The organism is Nitrospirillum bahiense, from assembly GCF_007828025.1.
Classification (GTDB): domain Bacteria; phylum Pseudomonadota; class Alphaproteobacteria; order Azospirillales; family Azospirillaceae; genus Nitrospirillum; species Nitrospirillum amazonense.
In genome coordinates this window covers 165,219-182,388 of the sequence record NZ_VITO01000004.1, presented here as the reverse complement: position 1 = coordinate 182,388, position 17,170 = coordinate 165,219, and the positions used below count along the sequence as shown (strand labels likewise).

14 protein-coding genes are annotated in these 17,170 nt (G+C 66.6%); 11 read left to right on the top strand and 3 right to left on the bottom strand.

Annotated elements, in window-relative coordinates:
- Window positions 1–4: 4 nt before the first annotated feature.
- Window positions 5–154: a hypothetical protein gene (locus FBZ88_RS30140; RefSeq protein WP_186464265.1), complete on the bottom strand. Its 150-nt coding sequence runs from the start codon at window positions 152–154 to the stop codon at window positions 5–7.
- A gap of 742 nt (window positions 155–896) precedes the next feature.
- Here FBZ88_RS30140 and FBZ88_RS07675 point away from each other — a divergent pair.
- From FBZ88_RS07675 to FBZ88_RS07655, 5 genes are all read left to right on the top strand, one after another.
- Window positions 897–2,534: a DEAD/DEAH box helicase gene (locus FBZ88_RS07675; protein ID WP_145616165.1), complete on the top strand. Its 1,638-nt coding sequence runs from the start codon at window positions 897–899 to the stop codon at window positions 2,532–2,534.
- A 30-nt stretch (window positions 2,535–2,564) separates the two neighbouring features.
- Window positions 2,565–2,807, top strand: a complete 243-nt coding sequence (locus FBZ88_RS07670; protein ID WP_004273252.1) for an Lrp/AsnC ligand binding domain-containing protein — start codon at window positions 2,565–2,567, stop codon at window positions 2,805–2,807.
- 251 nt (window positions 2,808–3,058) lie between these two features.
- Entirely contained in the window at window positions 3,059–5,356 is a 2,298-nt protein-coding gene (locus FBZ88_RS07665; protein WP_246138552.1) for an LPS-assembly protein LptD, read from the top strand.
- A 99-nt stretch (window positions 5,357–5,455) separates the two neighbouring features.
- Window positions 5,456–6,058 carry a glutathione peroxidase gene (locus FBZ88_RS07660; RefSeq protein WP_145616163.1) on the top strand — a complete coding sequence of 201 codons (603 nt, stop codon included), beginning with the start codon at window positions 5,456–5,458 and terminating at the stop codon, window positions 6,056–6,058.
- A 142-nt stretch (window positions 6,059–6,200) separates the two neighbouring features.
- Entirely contained in the window at window positions 6,201–6,965 is a 765-nt protein-coding gene (locus tag FBZ88_RS07655) for a hypothetical protein (RefSeq protein WP_145609230.1), read from the top strand.
- 63 nt (window positions 6,966–7,028) lie between these two features.
- Here FBZ88_RS07655 and FBZ88_RS07650 read toward each other — a convergent pair whose 3' ends face one another.
- Complete coding sequence (locus FBZ88_RS07650) at window positions 7,029–9,602, bottom strand: intermembrane phospholipid transport protein YdbH family protein (RefSeq protein WP_145616161.1); 2,574 nt, start codon at window positions 9,600–9,602, stop codon at window positions 7,029–7,031.
- Between the two features lie 339 nt (window positions 9,603–9,941).
- Between FBZ88_RS07650 and FBZ88_RS07645 the strand changes: the two genes are divergently transcribed.
- The 5 genes from FBZ88_RS07645 to flgH all read left to right on the top strand — a co-directional run bounded on the left by FBZ88_RS07645 (window position 9,942) and on the right by flgH (window position 14,020).
- A complete protein-coding gene (locus FBZ88_RS07645) occupies window positions 9,942–10,418 on the top strand; it encodes a peptidylprolyl isomerase (RefSeq protein ID WP_004272662.1) in 477 nt (158 codons plus the stop codon).
- Between the two features lie 292 nt (window positions 10,419–10,710).
- On the top strand, window positions 10,711–11,430 hold the full coding sequence (gene flgF / locus FBZ88_RS07640) for a flagellar basal-body rod protein FlgF (RefSeq protein WP_145616159.1): 720 nt from the start codon (window positions 10,711–10,713) through the stop codon (window positions 11,428–11,430).
- 37 nt (window positions 11,431–11,467) lie between these two features.
- A complete protein-coding gene (gene flgG / locus FBZ88_RS07635) occupies window positions 11,468–12,253 on the top strand; it encodes a flagellar basal-body rod protein FlgG (RefSeq protein ID WP_145616158.1) in 786 nt (261 codons plus the stop codon).
- A 25-nt stretch (window positions 12,254–12,278) separates the two neighbouring features.
- The gene (gene flgA / locus FBZ88_RS07630; RefSeq protein WP_145616157.1) at window positions 12,279–13,253 is read left to right on the top strand and encodes a flagellar basal body P-ring formation chaperone FlgA; all 975 of its coding nucleotides are present in this window, start codon (window positions 12,279–12,281) and stop codon (window positions 13,251–13,253) included.
- Between the two features lie 11 nt (window positions 13,254–13,264).
- Window positions 13,265–14,020, top strand: a complete 756-nt coding sequence (gene flgH, locus FBZ88_RS07625; protein ID WP_145616155.1) for a flagellar basal body L-ring protein FlgH — start codon at window positions 13,265–13,267, stop codon at window positions 14,018–14,020.
- A gap of 241 nt (window positions 14,021–14,261) precedes the next feature.
- Here flgH and FBZ88_RS07620 read toward each other — a convergent pair whose 3' ends face one another.
- On the bottom strand, window positions 14,262–15,737 hold the full coding sequence (locus FBZ88_RS07620; RefSeq protein ID WP_145616153.1) for a methyl-accepting chemotaxis protein: 1,476 nt from the start codon (window positions 15,735–15,737) through the stop codon (window positions 14,262–14,264).
- Between the two features lie 427 nt (window positions 15,738–16,164).
- On the opposite strand from FBZ88_RS07620, the gene FBZ88_RS07615 reads away from it, so the two are divergent.
- Window positions 16,165–17,151 carry a helix-turn-helix domain-containing protein gene (locus FBZ88_RS07615; protein ID WP_145616151.1) on the top strand — a complete coding sequence of 329 codons (987 nt, stop codon included), beginning with the start codon at window positions 16,165–16,167 and terminating at the stop codon, window positions 17,149–17,151.
- Window positions 17,152–17,170 lie beyond the last annotated feature (19 nt).

The following is a 17,170-nucleotide window of genomic DNA, read 5'->3' as shown; positions in this document are numbered from 1 at the left end:
AAGCTCAGTGGCCGTGGCCGCCGTGATTATGATCGTCATGGCCGTGGCCGCCATGCCCATGATGGGCATTCGCTTCGGCCGGCTTCACGGCGGCGATGGACAGCGCGGCGAGCAGGCTGAGGCCGAGGAAAGCAGCGATGCCGATGGTGACCATGGATATCGTCCTTATGAAGCAAGGGGCGGTTGAGCCAACAAGGGAAGCCTAGACCAGTTCTCGCGGGCTGCGCAACCGGCCAGGTGACAAAGTCGTGTCATCTATTGATGATGATGGGGCTTCGGCCGGCCAAAACAAGGGCCGTCCGGTGCTCAACATCCCCTTGGCGCCGCCTCACGTCACGCTTAGCCATTCCTGCCCGGGACTTGTCGTTTCCGGCGGCTGTTCCAGGAGCGGCAGATGGGGGTGGCAGATGGCCGCACCGGTCGACTGCCGCCACGCGGGCGCCGGGACGGCCCCGACAATCGACTCGGCGGCGGCCCGGTCGAGCATCCGCCCCTCCGCCCTGTCGCCGACCAGTGCATCTGGGGAGCGCCATGGGCCGCGTCGCACGATTAACCCGGCAACCGGATAAGAACTGGCTTCCCTTCCGCCCCGGACTCGGGCGCGGAAGGTGACACAACAGTTGACATTAAAGGAAATCCTTGCCCTTGCGGGCTGGAATTGATATCGAACGCGCGACCCTAGATCATGCCGCGACTTCCGCCAAGTCGCGCGTGGTTCCGGTATGGGCGGCGCCGGGCCGCCGTGTACAGGCCTGGATGCGGCCCCGATCCCGTTTGAAGACGGGCTTGGCGCGGGATGGCGGCCCCGCCGGCCCGGCGCTTGATCCAAAGGGGGGCGCGGCGGTTCCGCCGGGTCCCGTCCTTTAACGAAGCACACCATACAGATATAAGGTCGCATGCTTTTCTCGGAAATTGGGCTAGGCCCGGAAGTCCTTCGCGCGGTTGAAGACGCGGGCTATAGCCAGCCGACCCCGATTCAGGAAAAGGCGATCCCCTGGGTGCTGCAGGGCCGCGACGTGCTGGGCTGCGCCCAGACCGGCACCGGCAAGACGGCATCGTTCACCCTGCCCATGATCGACATCCTGGCGTCCGGCCGCGCCCGCGCCCGCATGCCGCGCTCGCTGATCCTGGAGCCGACGCGCGAGCTGGCGGCGCAGGTGGCCGAGAACTTCGAGGTCTACGGCAAGTACCACAAGCTGAACATGGCGCTGCTGATCGGTGGCGAATCCTTCGGCGACCAGATCAAGAAGCTGGAGCGTGGCGTCGACGTCCTGATCGCCACCCCCGGCCGCATGATGGACCTGTTCGACCGCGGCAACATCCTGCTGTCGGACATCAAGATCCTGGTGATCGACGAAGCCGACCGCATGCTGGACATGGGCTTCATCCCGGATATCGAGCGCATCGTCGGACTGCTGCCCAAGATGCGCCAGACGCTGTTCTTCTCGGCCACCATGCCGCCGGAGATCCGCCGCCTGGCCGACGCCTTCCTGATGAACCCGCGCGAGATCACGGTGGCCCCGCCGGCCTCCCCCGCCGCCACGGTCACGCAGGCGGTGGCCATGGTGCGCAATGAGGACAAGCGCGAGGCCCTGCGCCACCTGCTGCGGACGGAAGAGGTGAAGAACGCCTTCATCTTCTGCAACCGCAAGCGCGACGTCGCCGTGCTGCACCAGTCCCTGACCAAGCACGGCTTCAACGCCGGCGCGTTGCACGGCGACATGGTGCAGTCCAAGCGCACCGAGACGCTGGAGCAGTTCCGCCAGGGTGAGATCGCCCTGCTGTGCTGCAGCGACGTGGCTGCCCGCGGCATCGACATCGCCGGCGTCAGCCACGTGTTCAATTTCGACGTGCCCCACCACGCCGACGACTACGTCCACCGCATCGGCCGCACCGGCCGCGCCGGCAAGACCGGCCGCGCCTTCATGCTGGCGACCCCCGACGACAGCCGCACCCTGGGCGCCATCGAAAAGCTGATCGGCCGGGAAATCCCGCGCATCATGATCGACGGCCTGGAAACCCCGGACATGTCCGAGGGCGAGGGCGACGGCGGACGCCGCCGTCGTTCCGCCCGGAGCGCCAGCCCGCGTGGCGAAACCAAGGGCCCCCGCCGCCGTGGCAGCAGCCGGAGCGACGCCGCCGCCGAACCCCCGCGCGAGGTCCAGGCTGAAGCTGGGACCGTGGCGGAAGAGACGGTGGAGGCCCGCCGGCCGGAGCGACCTGAACGCCAGGAACGGCCTGAACGCCAGGACCGCTCGGAGCGGAGCGGCCGTGACCGCGACCGCAACCGGAACCGCGACACCCGGGGCGAAGCCCGCGAGGGCAACCGGAGCGAGGGGAGCCGCAACGATACCCGTCCCCCGCGCCAGGATGACCGGGGCGAGCCGCGCCGCCGCTGGCGGGACGAGGATGATGGCCCGACGGTCGTCGGCTTCGGCGACGACGTGCCGGCCTTCATGCTGCGTGTGGCCCGTCCCGTGGCCCGCGCCGTTCCACCGGAAACTTTTGACGGTTCCGACACGCCCGAGGCGTGACGGCGAACGGCGGAGGCTTGGAAGCATCCCATGCAGACCATCTTCGTGCAGATCAAGTGCGAACTGGGCAAGGCCTACGACGTGGCCGATTCGGCCGTGGAAACCTTGGAAGAGGTTTCCGAGGTCCATTCCATCTCCGGTCAGTACGACCTGATGATGAAGTGCTATCTGGGTGACGAGGCCGACATCGGCCATTTCGTCACCCAGCGCCTGCAGACGCTGCCGGGCGTCAAGGACACCTTCACCATCATCACCTTCAAGGCCTTCACCTGACATTCCCGCCGTCCCCTTGCGGGGCTGCTGCCGCCGTGGCGTTTCCCAGCATGGTGTTTCTGGGCCACGCGCCGACGATATCGGGAGATGAACCCGTGGAACGGGCCAGCCGTGTTGACTTGGCCCACGGCATGGGCAAGAAGGTGATCCATGAAGCGGAGCAAGGACATCGGCCACATGGCCCGGAACGGCGGCATCCCCACCCCCAGCCCCTGCGTGCGCTCGGGCGAACTGACGGGGAGCGCGACGCGTTGAGCCCCCTCACCGGACAGCCCCCCACGGCCGCCGCGCGGCGGCGTGCCGCCATCGCCGCCACCCTGATCGCCGGCCTGTTGTGCAGCACGGCACTGGCGCAACAGCAGCCAACGGCGCCTGCCACGGGAGCGCCCGCCGCCCCCCAGGCTGCGCCCCCGCAGGCCTCACCGAAGAAGGAGCAGCCGCCCGTCCTGCTGGAGGCCGACCAGGTCGACACCGACAACGACCTGGGCATCACCACCGCGACCGGCAACGTGCAGCTGTCGCAGGGCGGCCACGTCGTGCTGGCCGACACCATCAGCTACAGCGAGCGATCCAACGTCATCACCGCCAGCGGCCACGTCGTCATGATCCAGCCGGACGGCGAGGTGATGTTCGGCGATTATGCGGAACTGACGGAAGACCAGAAGCAGGCCTTCGTCGACCAGTCGCGCATGCTGCTGCAGGACAACAGCCGCCTGGCCGGCTACCAGGCCGAACGCATCGATGGCCGCTACACCCGCGTCACCCGCGGCACCTACAGCCCCTGCAAGCTGTGCGAGGACGATCCCACGCGGCCGCCCACCTGGCAGATTCGCGCCAAGCAGGTGACGCACGACAATACGTCGCACGACATCTACTTCCGCGACGCCACCATCGAGGTGGCGGGCGTGCCCATCACCTACCTGCCCGCCTTCTCCATGCCCGATCCCACGGTGGACCGGCGCAGCGGCTTCCTGACGCCCACCATCGGCTACAATACCAATTTGGGCATGTTCGCGCGGGTGAAGTATTACTACGACATCTCGCCCGACAAGGACCTGCTGTTCGACCTGCTGCCCAGCGCCAACGATGGCCTGCTTTTGGGCACGAAATATCGCCAGCGCTTCACCAACGGCTATCTGGAACTTCAGGGGGCTGCGACCTACACGCAGAACCCGCAGGCGTCGTCCACCGGCACCATCAGCCCGACGGAACTGCGCGGCTGGGTCCAGGGCATCGGCCGCTTCGACATCGACGATTCCTGGCGCTGGGGTTTCGACCTAAACCGGGTCACCGACAACAACTTCCTGTTGCGCTACAACTACAGTGCCGAACAGCTGCTGACCAGCCGCCTCTACACCGAGCATTTCGCCGGCCGCGACTACTTCAACGCCGGCATCTACGGCTTCCAGGACCTGCGCCCGTCCAACACGTTGGAAGAGCCGGTTGCCCTGCCACTGATCACCTACAGCGCCCTGGGCGAGCCGGGCGATACGCTAGGTGGCCGCTGGTCTTTCGACGCGCAGTACCTGGACCTGTGGCGCGAGCAGGGCGTGCGGTCCCGCCGCGCTTCCCAGGTCTCGGGCTGGCAAGGCGACTACACCAACAGCCTGGGCATGGTCACCACCGTGAACGCCCTGCTGCGGACCGACGCCTACGCCATCGGCAACCTGAAGGACGCGGCCAACGGCGGCCCCCGGGACGACTTCACCCGCGTCCGCATCTTCCCCCAGGGCCAGATCATGACCCGCCTGCCCTTCGTGCGCGAGGACGGCACCGTATCGGAAATGATCGAGCCCATCGTGGCCTTCACCGCCGCGCCCAACTATCACAACAGCCGCGACCTGCCGAACGAGGACAGCGAGGACATCGAGTTCGATTCCACCAACCTGTTCCGCCTCAGCCGCTACCCCGGCGTCGATCTTCTCGATGGCGGCCAGCGCGTGACCTACGGTGTCCGTGCCGGCGTCTACGGCAATGGTGGCGGCAGCAGCACCCTGTTCTTCGGTCAGAGCTACCGCCTGCAGCACAACACCGACTTCGCGGTCAATTCCGGCCTGTACAGCCGCCAGTCCGACTATGTCGGCCGCCTGGAACTGACCCCCAGCCCATGGATGGACATCAGCTATGGTTTCCGACTGGATCCGACCAGCGGCGCCCAGCGCATGCACGATTTCACCGGATCGTTCGGCCCGTCCATCTTCCGCGTGTCGGGCAGCTACCTGTACATCAACAAGCTGGAACTGCAGAACGGCACGACGGCCGACACCACCGCCAACCTGCAGGAAGTCAGCGGCGGCGTGACCTCGTCCTTCCTGAAGTACTACACGGTGGGCCTTTCCACCCGGTACAACCTGGCCGAAGGCGGCGGGCCCGTCTCCACCAGTCTGACCACCACCTACCAGGACGACTGCTACACCTTCTCCCTGATCATGGAGCGTGATTACGCCCAGCGTGTCGGCCTGGCGTCCGGCAACCGCATTTACTTCCGGATGATCTTCAACAAGCTGGGCACGTTCGTCAGCCCGGCCTTCACCGGCACCTCGCATTAGTTTTGCAGGTAACCCGGTTACGGGGTTTATAGTCCGGTATCGCGACCAGGCGGGCCCCTGGCAGCGGGGCCCCGCCACCGATATCCGAGGAAGAACCCCATGCCCGCTTCCCTGCTGACCCGCCGCGTCCTGTTCCGGGGCCTGGCCATGGCCGCCTTGGCCGTTGCCGGCCTGGCCACCGCCCGCCATGTCGATGCCGCCACCCCGTTGCCCAGCTCGGCCGCGGGCTCGGCATATGATTACAAGTTCACCTCCATCGACGGTGACCCGCTGCCCCTTAGCCAGTTCAAGGGCAAGGCCATCCTGGTGGTGAACACCGCCTCCCTCTGCGGCTTCACCCCGCAGTACAAGGGCCTTGAGGCCCTCTACACCGCCTACAAGGACAAGGGCCTGGTGGTGCTGGGCGTGCCCGCCAACGATTTCTCCGACCAGGAACCGGGCAGCAACAAGGAGATCAAGCACTTCTGCGACGCGAACTTCGCCGTCGACTTTCCCATGACGGAGAAGGAAACGGTGACCGGCGACAAGGCCCACCCCTTCTATAAGTGGGTCAGCAGCGCCAAGGGCGCGCCAAAGTGGAATTTCCATAAGTACCTGATCAGCCCCGAGGGCGCGCTGATCGCCGCCTTCCCCAGCAAGGTGGAACCGGAATCGCCGGAACTGAAAGCCGCCATCGACGCGGCGCTGTCGCACAACGGTTGAGAGCCGACGTGGACGCGGCGGGATGTGCCACCGCCCGCGCCATTGGCCCGGATTGCGTATAGGCCGACAGCCGCTTGAGTTTGGGAGGCGGCCCCGCTAGGGTCAGGCCCGGGAGACTTCGTTTCCCGGGCTTACTAATTCCTTGTTCTCCCTGACCTATCTGCTGGGTGTTGGCGCCACCATGAGTTATGGCCTCTATGATCACAGCCGCCGGGCCCGCCGCCGTTTCTGGGGGCGTCTGGGCAAGTTCCTGCTGCTGGCCGGTGTCGTCGGCGTCGCCTGCGCCTTCAGCTATGAGGTGGGGCAGGAACAGCTGATCCGGCGGGAACAAAGCCTGCAGACGCAGCTGACCCAGGCCCAGTCCGCCAAGGAGGAGACCGAGCGCAAGGTCGCCCAGCTGCAAGCGGCGCTGCAAACCGCCGAGGTGCGCGTCAGCGAACTGCAGGTGCGCTATGACCGCGACGTGCCCACGGGCGACCTGGGCCGGTTGAAGGATCTGTTGGCCAAGAAGATGGTGGAGGGCGTCGATGCCGGCCGCCTGGCCCTGATCATCGAGCAGACGGGCACCCCCCGCTCCTGCGGCAAGGCGGAGACCAAGCGCTTCGTCCTGTCGACCTCGCTGTACAAGGGGCCCAACACCTCGGCCGGCTTCGCCGACGGCGCCATCACCGTCTCCGGCGAGGGCGCCACGTCGCGCAGCCCTGACGGCGCGCCGCAGTCCTGGTTCGACCCGGCCAAGCCGGTCACCCTGAAGTTCACCGACAAGAACGGCAAGGAAACCCAGACCACGGGCATGCTGCCGCTGCAGCATTCGGTGATCATCGACGACACCGAATACCGCTTCAAGATCAGCCCCGGCTCACGCTCCTTCGTGGACGTGGTGGGCGATCACTGCCCGTTCCCCTGATGCACAGCCCTTGGTCGATCATGATCGGGGGGATCCCAGGCGCCGGGTGACGCCCAACAGTCCTTATTGCCGTCGTTCTGAGGCACCGGTGCCCGATAGGTCGCCGGCGTCCAATTCCAGATCCAGGTCGACCGGATAGCCGCCGTAGAACCCCGGGTTGACGCCGCGCAGCAGCAGGCGAGCGCGGGGATCGGTCAGGATCGGGCCCTTGGGCTCCAGGGTCAGCGCCTGATAGTCGTAATCGGCCAGCGCCCGGGTCACCAGGGCAACCTTGCCATTGTGGTCGGGGTTCAGCACCACCGGCACACCGGCGCCGGTCGTATCCGCATAGCCGATGTGGCCAGGCGCTTCCGCCTGCAGGCCGCCATAGGCCAGCACCGGCGCCATGCCGTCGAAGCGTCCCAGCAGGCGCCCAGCCAGCTTTCCTTGCAGGGTGTAGCCAGCCGCCGTCCATGCCGGCAGGGCTTGGGCCAAATCCACCCCCGCCGCCGTGGCGCTGAAGCCGCCGCCCTCCTCCGGCGACAGATGCACGTGGCCGCCGGCCCAGGCCAAATCGCCGCCTTGCAGCAGCACCCGGCCGTCCGCCAGCTGGAAATCCAACCCGACGTCCTCCAGCGCCAGGGCGGCACGCACGGCCTTGGCCTCGATATGCTGGGCAGGCGGGCTGTGCAGCGGGAACAGCCCGTCCAGCGCCACCGCCCCCTTGAGGCCGTCGATGGCCAACGATGGGCCGGCGAGGCTGACGGCACCGGCCCGCACCTCCCCCGACCCGGTCAGATGCCCCTGCTCCCACGACAGATGGGCGCGGCCCGCCACCGTGCCCAGGCCCTGGATTGGTCCCGCCAGGCCGGCGCCAGGCAGCAGGCGGCTGAGATCCGGCACGTTGGACAGCGTCAGCGGCTCCAGCACCGCCGCCGCCTCCCCCCGCTTCTCCGCCCCGGTCCAATGCCCACTGAGCCCCAGGACCAGGGGCGTGCCTAGTCCCCGGGCCTGGCCCGCCAGGGTCAGCGTGGCAGCCGGATCGCCGGACAAGGTGACAGCCAGGGCCAGGGGCGGCAGCATCGTGCCTGCCACACGGCCGCCATCCAGGGTCAATTGCCAGGGATTGGCGCGGTTGGCGCGATCGAAGCCGGCGGACAGATGCGCCCCTTCCAGCGTACCGCCCAGCAGCACCGGCGCCTCCACCGACGCGGCGGACGCCTCCAGGGCGCTCAAGCCCCCGGCATCCCAATCGGCGGCGATATGCAGGCCGGTGGTGCCACCGGCGACGAGGGGCGTGGCCGCCGGCCCCAGGCGCCCCACCAGGGCGCCTTGCGCCTCGGCATGTCCCCGGCGTTCCTTGCCCCAACCGCCGCGCCAGGCCACCGCAAGGTGGCCGTCGGCACCAGGGTCCCAGCCCACGCTGACCGGCGTCCCCTGCCCGTCCCGCAACCGCCCACCCAGCTGCGCCGCGCGGGTCAGGTCCAGGCGCCAGGCGCCATCGCCTTCCGGCGTCAGGTTTCCGCCGCCGTTGAGGAAAGCGGCCATCAGCGGCAGTTCCGGCGCCGTCATCCCCTCCGCCGCGACGGTCACGGCCAGGGCGCGCCCCTCGCCGGTGCCGGCCACGGTCAGCAGACCCTCGCCGCTCCAGGTCCCGGCCCCCCGGGCGCGCAGGGTAAGCCCCCACGGCGCGGGGGGCATGGTGGCCTGCATGCCCGTCCCCTGTGTGCCGATCCCCTGAATGCCCGTCCAGGGCTTGGCGCCCTCCAGGGCTAGGTGGGCGTCGGGCGTCTCGGCGGTGGCACTCACGGTCCAGTGGTCCCCACCGCCCTGCGCCGCCAGATGGGCTGAAATGGGGCCACCCCAATCACGCACGCGCAGGTCCGTCACCGTCAGTTCAGCCTTGGCCGTGCCGTTGGGGCCGGCGGCCAGGGTGCCCGACACCATCGGGGTGGCGCCCGGCGCCGCGGCCAGCCGCAGCGCGGGACCATCCGACGTCCTGGTCAGGCTGACGGTCACGGCAAGCGCCGGCCAGCCGGCTGCCGGCTCCATCACCGCCTGCCCTTGCCACGCGCCCGCCTCCGCCCCGTCCCCCGCCCTATGATCGAGCGTGGCGTGCAGGGCCAAGGGCATCGACCAGTCACCGTGGATCAGCTGGGCCGAGCCAATGTCCACATGGTCGATGGGCAGATCCGTCAAGCGCGCCAGGGCCTGCCCATCCAGATGGCCGGCATCCAGGCTGACCCCGGTCAGCGCCAGGCGCGCCGGCCGGCCCCAGGGCACCAGGCCGGCGAAGGTCACCAGCACGGTGTCCGCCTCCAGCCCTGGTTGCAGGCGCACGCCAGCCTCCAGCCAGCCCCAGCCGGCATGCCGCACCGTCACCTGGGCATCGGCGAAGCCAGCCTCGACCAGGGCGGCCTTCAGCCGCTGTTCCGCCGTGGCCGGCAGAATCAGCCGGCCGGCCAAAATGCCCCCCGCGATGGTCAGGGTGACAGGAACCAGGCCCCACAGCCAGCGAGCCCCCCACGGCGGCAGGCCGGCCTTGAACGAGATCGGCCACCGCCACCCCCGCAGCGCGGCCCGCCACGACGGCAGGCGCCACACGCCGGGCGTCATGCGGCGCTTGGCCTTGGGCGCGCGCAGGTTGGGGGGCCGCATTCCGGGCGGCGGCCGTAACGGCGGCATGGACATGGGGTGTACAAGTCCCTTCCCGGCCCCGGTGGTACCCGGAACCGTGGTGGAGAGTGGCAAGACCAGCGACGGACCACAAGCCGCACCACAGCCCCCTGTGTGCGGCAAGAAGGTCCGGTCACCGACCTCGACCGTCCCCTCATGCAAGTCGCTTGCCGATTTTGGCACCCCAACCCGCGAATTTTGCCGCAGGCGGGGGGCGGCTGCGCCAGAAGGGCGGTTCAAATCGGCCGGCGGGGGCGCTATGGTCCGCCGACCGGCAAAGCCGGACACGGACGCGCCCACCACAAGAACGAGCTTCCCAAAATGGATCTTGAGAACACCCTGTATCTCGACCTGCCGGCCGGCCGCGTCGTCATCGCGCTCCGCCCCGACCTGGCCCCCAACCATGTCGCCCGTATCAAGGAACTGGCCCGCGACGGCTTCTACAACGGCCTGAGCTTCCACCGCGTCATCGAGGGCTTCATGGCCCAGGGCGGCTGCCCCATCGGCGACGGCACCGGCGGTTCGGGCAAGAAGCTGAAAGCGGAATTCTCGGCCGAGCCGCATGTGCGCGGCGTCTGCTCCATGGCCCGCGCCATGAACCCGGACAGCGCCGACAGCCAGTTCTTCATCTGCTTCGACGACGCCACCTTCCTGGACCGCCAGTACACCGTCTGGGGCAAGGTTACCGAGGGCATGGAGTTCGTCGACGCCCTGAAGAAGGGCAGCCGTCGTGACAACGGCAGCGTCACCGACCCCGACAAGATCGTGAAGATGCAGGTCGCGGCCGACGCCGCCTGATCCTGGCACCTCTCATCCGGTTCAAGGTTCGACCGCCCGCCCCCTAAAGGGGCGGGCGGTCGGCTTTTGGGGACGGTGCCGGATCGGGGGGTAAAAACCGCCGCCCGGAACCAGCTTGGCCCCCCTGGTCCGGCAGAAACTGCCGCAAGGGGAACCCCCTGCCGCCCTTGCCCAGGCTGCCTCAAGCTAAACCATTGATTCTTATCGATCTCGAATGTTGGCACACCCCCTGCATATAGGGAGGCGACTAACAAGCGGCCGGCATCGACCGGCAGCGACGTTCGAGGCGAAAATGGAAAACCCGATTTACGTGGCGCTGTCCCGTCAGGAGGCGCTGTCCCGGCAGCTGGATGTGGTGGCGAACAACATCGCCAACATGAACACGACGGGCTACAAGCAGCAGCGCATGCTGTTCCAGGAATACCTGGAGAAGCCGGCCCGCGGCGAACGGGTCTCCTTCGTCCAGGACTACGGCCTGATGCGCGATACCCGCGCCGGCGCCCTGCAGGTGACGAACAACACCCTGGACCTGGCGCTGAAGGGCGACGGCTACTTCACGGTGGAGACGCTGTCCGGCCCGCGCTACACCCGCGCCGGCAATTTCCAGCTGAACGACCGTCGTGAGATCGTGGACCAGAACGGCCTGCCCGTGCTGGACACCAACGACAACCGCATCACCGTCCCCGACGGCACCACCGACCTGAAGATCCAGGGCGACGGCACCGTGATGGCCGACCGCGCCCAGCTGGGCAAGCTGAAGATCGTCAGCTTCGACGACCAGCAGCAGATGCAGACCCTGGGCGGCGGCCTGATGACCACGACCCAGACGCCGCGCCCGTCAGCCAACCCGCAGGTGACGCAGGGTGCGGTCGAGGCCTCCAACGTGCAGGCCATCGTCGAATCCACCGCGATGATCGACGTGCTGCGCCAATACCAGATGACCCAGAAGCTGGTGGAAGAGGAACACGATCGCATCCGCAACGCGATCAGCCACCTCGCCAAAGCCCAATAACGCCTCCGTGACGCCGAAGAAGTAGGAGAAACAGATCATGCGCAGCCTCTCCATCGCCGCCACGGGCATGCAGGCCCAGCAGACCAACGTCGAAGTCATCTCGAACAACATCGCGAACATGACGACGACCGGGTTCAAGCGGCAGCGCGCCGAATTCCAGGACCTGCTCTACCAGAACATGCGCCGCGTCGGTTCCAACTCCTCCGATGCCGGCACCATCGTCCCCACCGGCATCCAGATCGGCGCGGGCGTGAAGACGGCGGCCGTGTACCGCATCAACGAGCAGGGCAACATCACCACCACCGGCAACAGCCTGGACCTGGCGATCAATGGCAACGGCTTCTTCCAGGTGACGCTGCCCAGCGGCCAGATCGCCTACACCCGCGCCGGCTCCTTCTCGCTGAACGCCAACAGCCAGGTGGTCACGTCCGACGGCTACCTGCTGAACCCCGGCTTTACCATCCCGCAGAACGCGGTGGACATCTCGGTGGACGCCTCGGGCCAGGTGCAGGCCAAGATCGACGGCCAGGTGAACCCGGCCATCGTCGGCCAGCTGACCCTGGCGAACTTCCCCAACGCGGCCGGCCTGGAAGCCGTCGGTGACAACCTGCTGCTGGAAACCCCGGCCTCGGGCCAGCCTGTCACCGCCGTCCCCGGCTCCACCGGTTTCGGCCGCATCACCCAGAACGCGCTGGAAACCTCCAACGTCAACGTCGTGACCGAGATCACCAACCTGATCCAGGCGCAACGCGCCTACGAGATGAATTCGCGCGTCGTGACCACGACGGACCAGATGCTGCAGTCCATCACGAACATGAAGTGACGGCGGCGGAAAGCGGAGAACAGTCATGAAAGCCTTGGCCACCATCCTGCTGGGCACCAGCATCCTCTTCAGCGCCGGCGCCGCCACGGCCGCCGACCTGCATGGCGACGTGGATGTCAACGCCGACACCATCCACCTGGGCGACCTGTTCGACGCGCTGGGCCCCAACCAGGCCACCATCGTCATCGGCCAGGCCCCGGCGCCCGGCCACCGCATCACCTACGACGCCTCGGTGCTGGACCGCATCGCCGCCGCCAACGGCGTGGATTGGAAGTCCACCGGTAATGAGCGCGTGATCGTCAGCCGCCCCTCGGTGGACGTGACCGCCGACCAGATCCAGGCCGCCTTCACCAAGGCCCTGGCCGACGCCGGCGCCCCGGCCGGTATGGAAGTGCAGCTGGACAACCCCGGCACCGTCCTGCGTCTGCCGGCCAACAGCGACAGCAGCATCGGCTTCACCAACGTGAACTACGATGCCGCCCGCGGCCGCGCCACCGGTGACCTGGTGATCCCGGCCAAGGGCGAGCCCGTCATCCGCCAGAGCTTCGGCGCCCGCGTGGCCGTCATGGTCACCCTGCCGGTGCTGAACCGCCGCGTGGCCCCGGGCGAGACCATCGCCGCCAGCGACGTGGAATGGACCAAGGTGCCGCGCACCCGCATCAGCGGCGACGTGGTGACCGAGGCCCGCGACCTGATCGGCCTGACCGTGCGCCACGGCGCCAGCCCCTACCAGCCGGTGCGCACCGACGAGGTGCGGGCGCCGGTGGTGGTCACCCGCGGCGCCCTGGTCACCATGATGCTGCAGTCCGGCAACATGACCCTGACGGTCCAGGGCCGCGCCCAGACCGAAGGCGGCGTCAACGAGATCATCCGCGTCACCAACACCGCCAGCAACCGGACCATCGACGCCCGCGTGGCCGGCCCCGACCTTGTCATGGTGCAGCCGACGGCTCAGGCCCCCGTGGCGGCCGCCCGCACCACCCGCACCGCCCTGAATTGAGGAGAGACATCATGCCTGTGCCTTCCACCATCCGCGCTCTCCTCGTCGCCACCGTCGCCACCGTGGCGCTCAGCGGCTGCGGCGCCGTCGACCGCATCAACAACATCGGCAAGGCGCCGGACATGAGCACCCTGTCCGACCCCACGACGCAGAAGGGCTACCAGCCGGTGCGCATGCCCATGCCCACCCCGCCGGTGCTGGAGCGCCAGGCCAACTCGCTGTGGCGCCCGGGCGCCCGCGCCTTCTTCAAGGACCAGCGCGCCAGCCAGACCGGCGACATCCTGACCATCGCCATCTCCATAAACGACAGCGCCGACGTCTCCAACGAGACCAAGCGGTCGCGCGCCAATTCCGACAGCATGGGCATCCCCAACTTCTTCGGCCTGGAGGCCCAGATCCCCAAGGTGCTGAACTCCGCCACGTCGGCCTCCAGCCTGGTATCGACCACCAGCGCCAAGGCGTCGGACGGCAAGGGCACGGTCGCCCGCTCCGAAAAGATCGACCTGAAGATCGCCGCCCTGATCACCCAGGTCCTGCCCAACGGCAACCTGGTGATCCAGGGCAAGCAGGAGGTGCGGGTGAACTACGAACTGCGCGAGCTGACCATCCAGGGCATCATCCGGCCCGAGGACATCGACAACACCAACGCCATTTCCTACGAGAAGATCGCCGAAGCCCGCATCTCCTACGGCGGCCGCGGCCAGATCACCGACGTGCAGCAGGAGCGCTATGGCCAGCAGCTGCTGGATGTCCTCCTACCCTTCTGATGACCTTCTGAGACGTCAGCGGCCCGGCGGTGCCCCCGCCGCCGGGCTTCCCCGCAACCTTCCGGCCCGCAACCTTCCGGCCCGCGCGGCCGCAGCGGATCACCCGAGTTCCATTTTCGCCTGTTAGTCCCCCGCATCCACGGGGCCTCTGTGGACCTTTGTTGACCTCGAACAAACTGAAAAGGGCCGGTGTCGCGTGGCACCGGCCCTTCTTTTATCCAGATACTGACAGGTCTCAAAGCTAACGAGCCAGGACGCGGGCGGCTTCCTTCGTCCGCCCCACCGCCTCGCCCACCTGCTGATTGGCGGCCGAGATGCTGGAAAGGCTGCGGGTCACCGTTTCCACGGCACCGGCCGTCTTCTGCATGTTCGACGACATGTCGCGGGTGACGGCGCTCTGCTCCTCCACGGCGCTGGCGGTCGATGCCACGAACTCTCGCACCGTGCTGATGGATTGGCGGATGGCGTCCAGCGAGCCGACCACGTCACCGGACACGGCCTGCATGCCCTCGATCTCCTCCGAGATCTTCTGGGTGGCCTTCGCGGATTGGTTGGCCAGGTTCTTGACCTCCGTCGCCACCACGGCGAAGCCCTTGCCGGCGTCCCCCGCCCGCGCGGCCTCGATGGTCGCGTTCAACGCCAGCAAATTGATCTGTCCGGCGATGGTGCGGATGACGTCAACCACGCCTTCCATCGACTTGGCGACCGCAGCCAGGCGCTGGGTGGCCGCGTCGGCGCGCACCGCCAGTTCGGCGGTATTTTCCGTCGCCGACCGGGACTGGGTCATGCTCTGCGCGATTTCGCGGATGGAAGCGGCCAGTTCCTCCGCGCTTGACGCCATCATCTGGACCGCGCCGGACGTCTCGCCCGCGGCCTGAGCGGCGTCCTCGGACTGCTGGTTCGACTGCGTCACGGCTTGATCGATCTCACCGAAGTTCCGATCGATGAGGGTCTTCAGATCCGCCATCGTCTGGACATGGGCGGTGATGTCGGTCGCATACTTCACCACTTTGAAGGGCTTGCCGTTGAGGTCGAGAATGGGATTGTAGGATGCCTCGATCCAAACCTCTTTCCCGCCTTTGCCGAGGCGCTTGAATTGCGCCGCACGGAATTCACCCCGCTGCAGGTCCCGCCAAAAAGCGTGATAGGCGCCGCTGTCCCGCGTCTCCGCATCGACAAATAAGCTGTGGTGGCGGTCTCTTATCTCATCGAGCGCGTACCCCATGGTCCGGAGGAAATTCCCGTTGGCCGTAAGGATCGTCCCATCCATCGCGAACTCGATCACCGCCTGGGATTTGTTGATCGCCTCCACCTGGCCGCGCAGGTCCACATATTCCATCTTCTGCGCCGTCACATCGGTGGCGAACTTGACGACCTTGAAGGGTCGCCCCCTGCCGTCGCAGATCGGATTGTAGGACGCCTCGATCCAGACCTCCTTGCCGTTCTTGCCGATCCGTTTGAACTGCGCCGCCTGGAACTCCCCCCTTCGCAGGGAGTCCCAAAACTGCGCGTACTCGGCACTTTCCTTGAGCCTCGGCTCCATGAACAGACTGTGGTGACGACCTTTGATTTCATCCCAGGCATAGCCCATGACCTTCAGGAAATTGGCGTTGGCCGCCAGGATCGTGCCATCGAGGGCAAACTCGATGATGGCTTGAGACTTGTCCAAGGCTGCCAGCTTCCCAGCCATTTCACGGCTGTGACGCGTTTCGAACATTGGGCACCTCCATGTATTTATGGCTGATCTGGCGGGCGTCGACAGCGTATCGCTGTCAGAAATCTCCCTTCCCGATCCACACAATGTCGATTTAAAGCATTATTCGTTAATTTAGTGTTGACATGGAAAATTTTCCCACAATAAAAATGATATATACCGGTCAATTTGCAATGATGTTATGCTGCTTTGACTGCTCTAAATTCTCTTATATTTGTTGGCAACGCGACATTTTATCCTAACAATCCTGAGGATTTTTACTTGTCGTACGATGCCAAAGCTTGGCACCAAGCGCCAAATCCCTAGATCATTGGGTTAGGTTTGATCTCGCTCAATGGCCCCGCCACCTTGGAGATGGTACGAATCGACGCCCAGCACGAATATCGTGTGACCTGAGCGCGAGGACGACAGGACGTTGGCTGCAACACGCATGGACGCGGGAACAGCCCCCTTACCGCTGTCCAATCACTTGTCCTTCAACACGTCGAAGACGGACGAAGCGGTGGCGTTCGCCGAGAGCCGCCTTGCCGCCACCGTAGTGCGGGGGCCGGTCTCAATGCCGACCTGCGACACCCGGGCGAACCACTGCCGCCTACCGGGAAGTGACCTCTGGTTTTGTTCTTATGGCTTCCCCGTCACACTGAGCTTCGGTGAAGGGACGTACATGAGGCTGCAAATCCCTTGGACGGGAAGCGGCCAGACAAGCACCGCTGGTCAGGATGTCGCCTTGGCCCCAACCATGGCCTGCGTCTCCTCCGCTGATGCGAAGATCGATTTTCATCAGGGATTCCAGCAATTCGCCTGGCGCGTGCCGGTTGCCATGTTGACCCGAAAACTCGCCGCCCTGACCGGCGAGGCCATAGATGGTCCGTTGAACTTCACAGCCGCGCTGGACCTCCAGACCCCAAACGGGCGCGCCTTGAGGGAGATCCTCTCAAACTTGGCCAACGCGGCGAACAACTTGCCCGGGCCCGCCGGTCGTCTGGTTCTGGCGGAGTTGGAGCAGGCGCTGACGACCTCATTGCTGGTCACCGGCACGCATAACTACCGGCCCATCCTCGACGGCCCTGTTCGTGGGATCGCGCCATGGCAAGTCCGGCGGGCGGAAGACTTCATTGAAGCCCACGCCGACGATCCCCTGACAGTCGAGGATATCGTCACGGCCACCGGAGCCAGCGCACGCAGCGTCTTTCGCGCTTTCGCCGAACACCGCGGTTATTCACCCATGGAGTTCCTGAAACGGACGCGACTGAAACGCGCGCGCCTGATGGCGGAGAGCGGACTGCCCGCGCTTACCGTGACGGAGATCGCCCTTTCCTGCGGTTACGGCGATCTAAGTCGTTTCAGCAAGGATTTCCTGGCGGCGTTCGGCGAAACGCCATCCACCGTTCTGCGCCGGCACCGGAGTGTATACTGAACTGGCGACGTGACGGCCC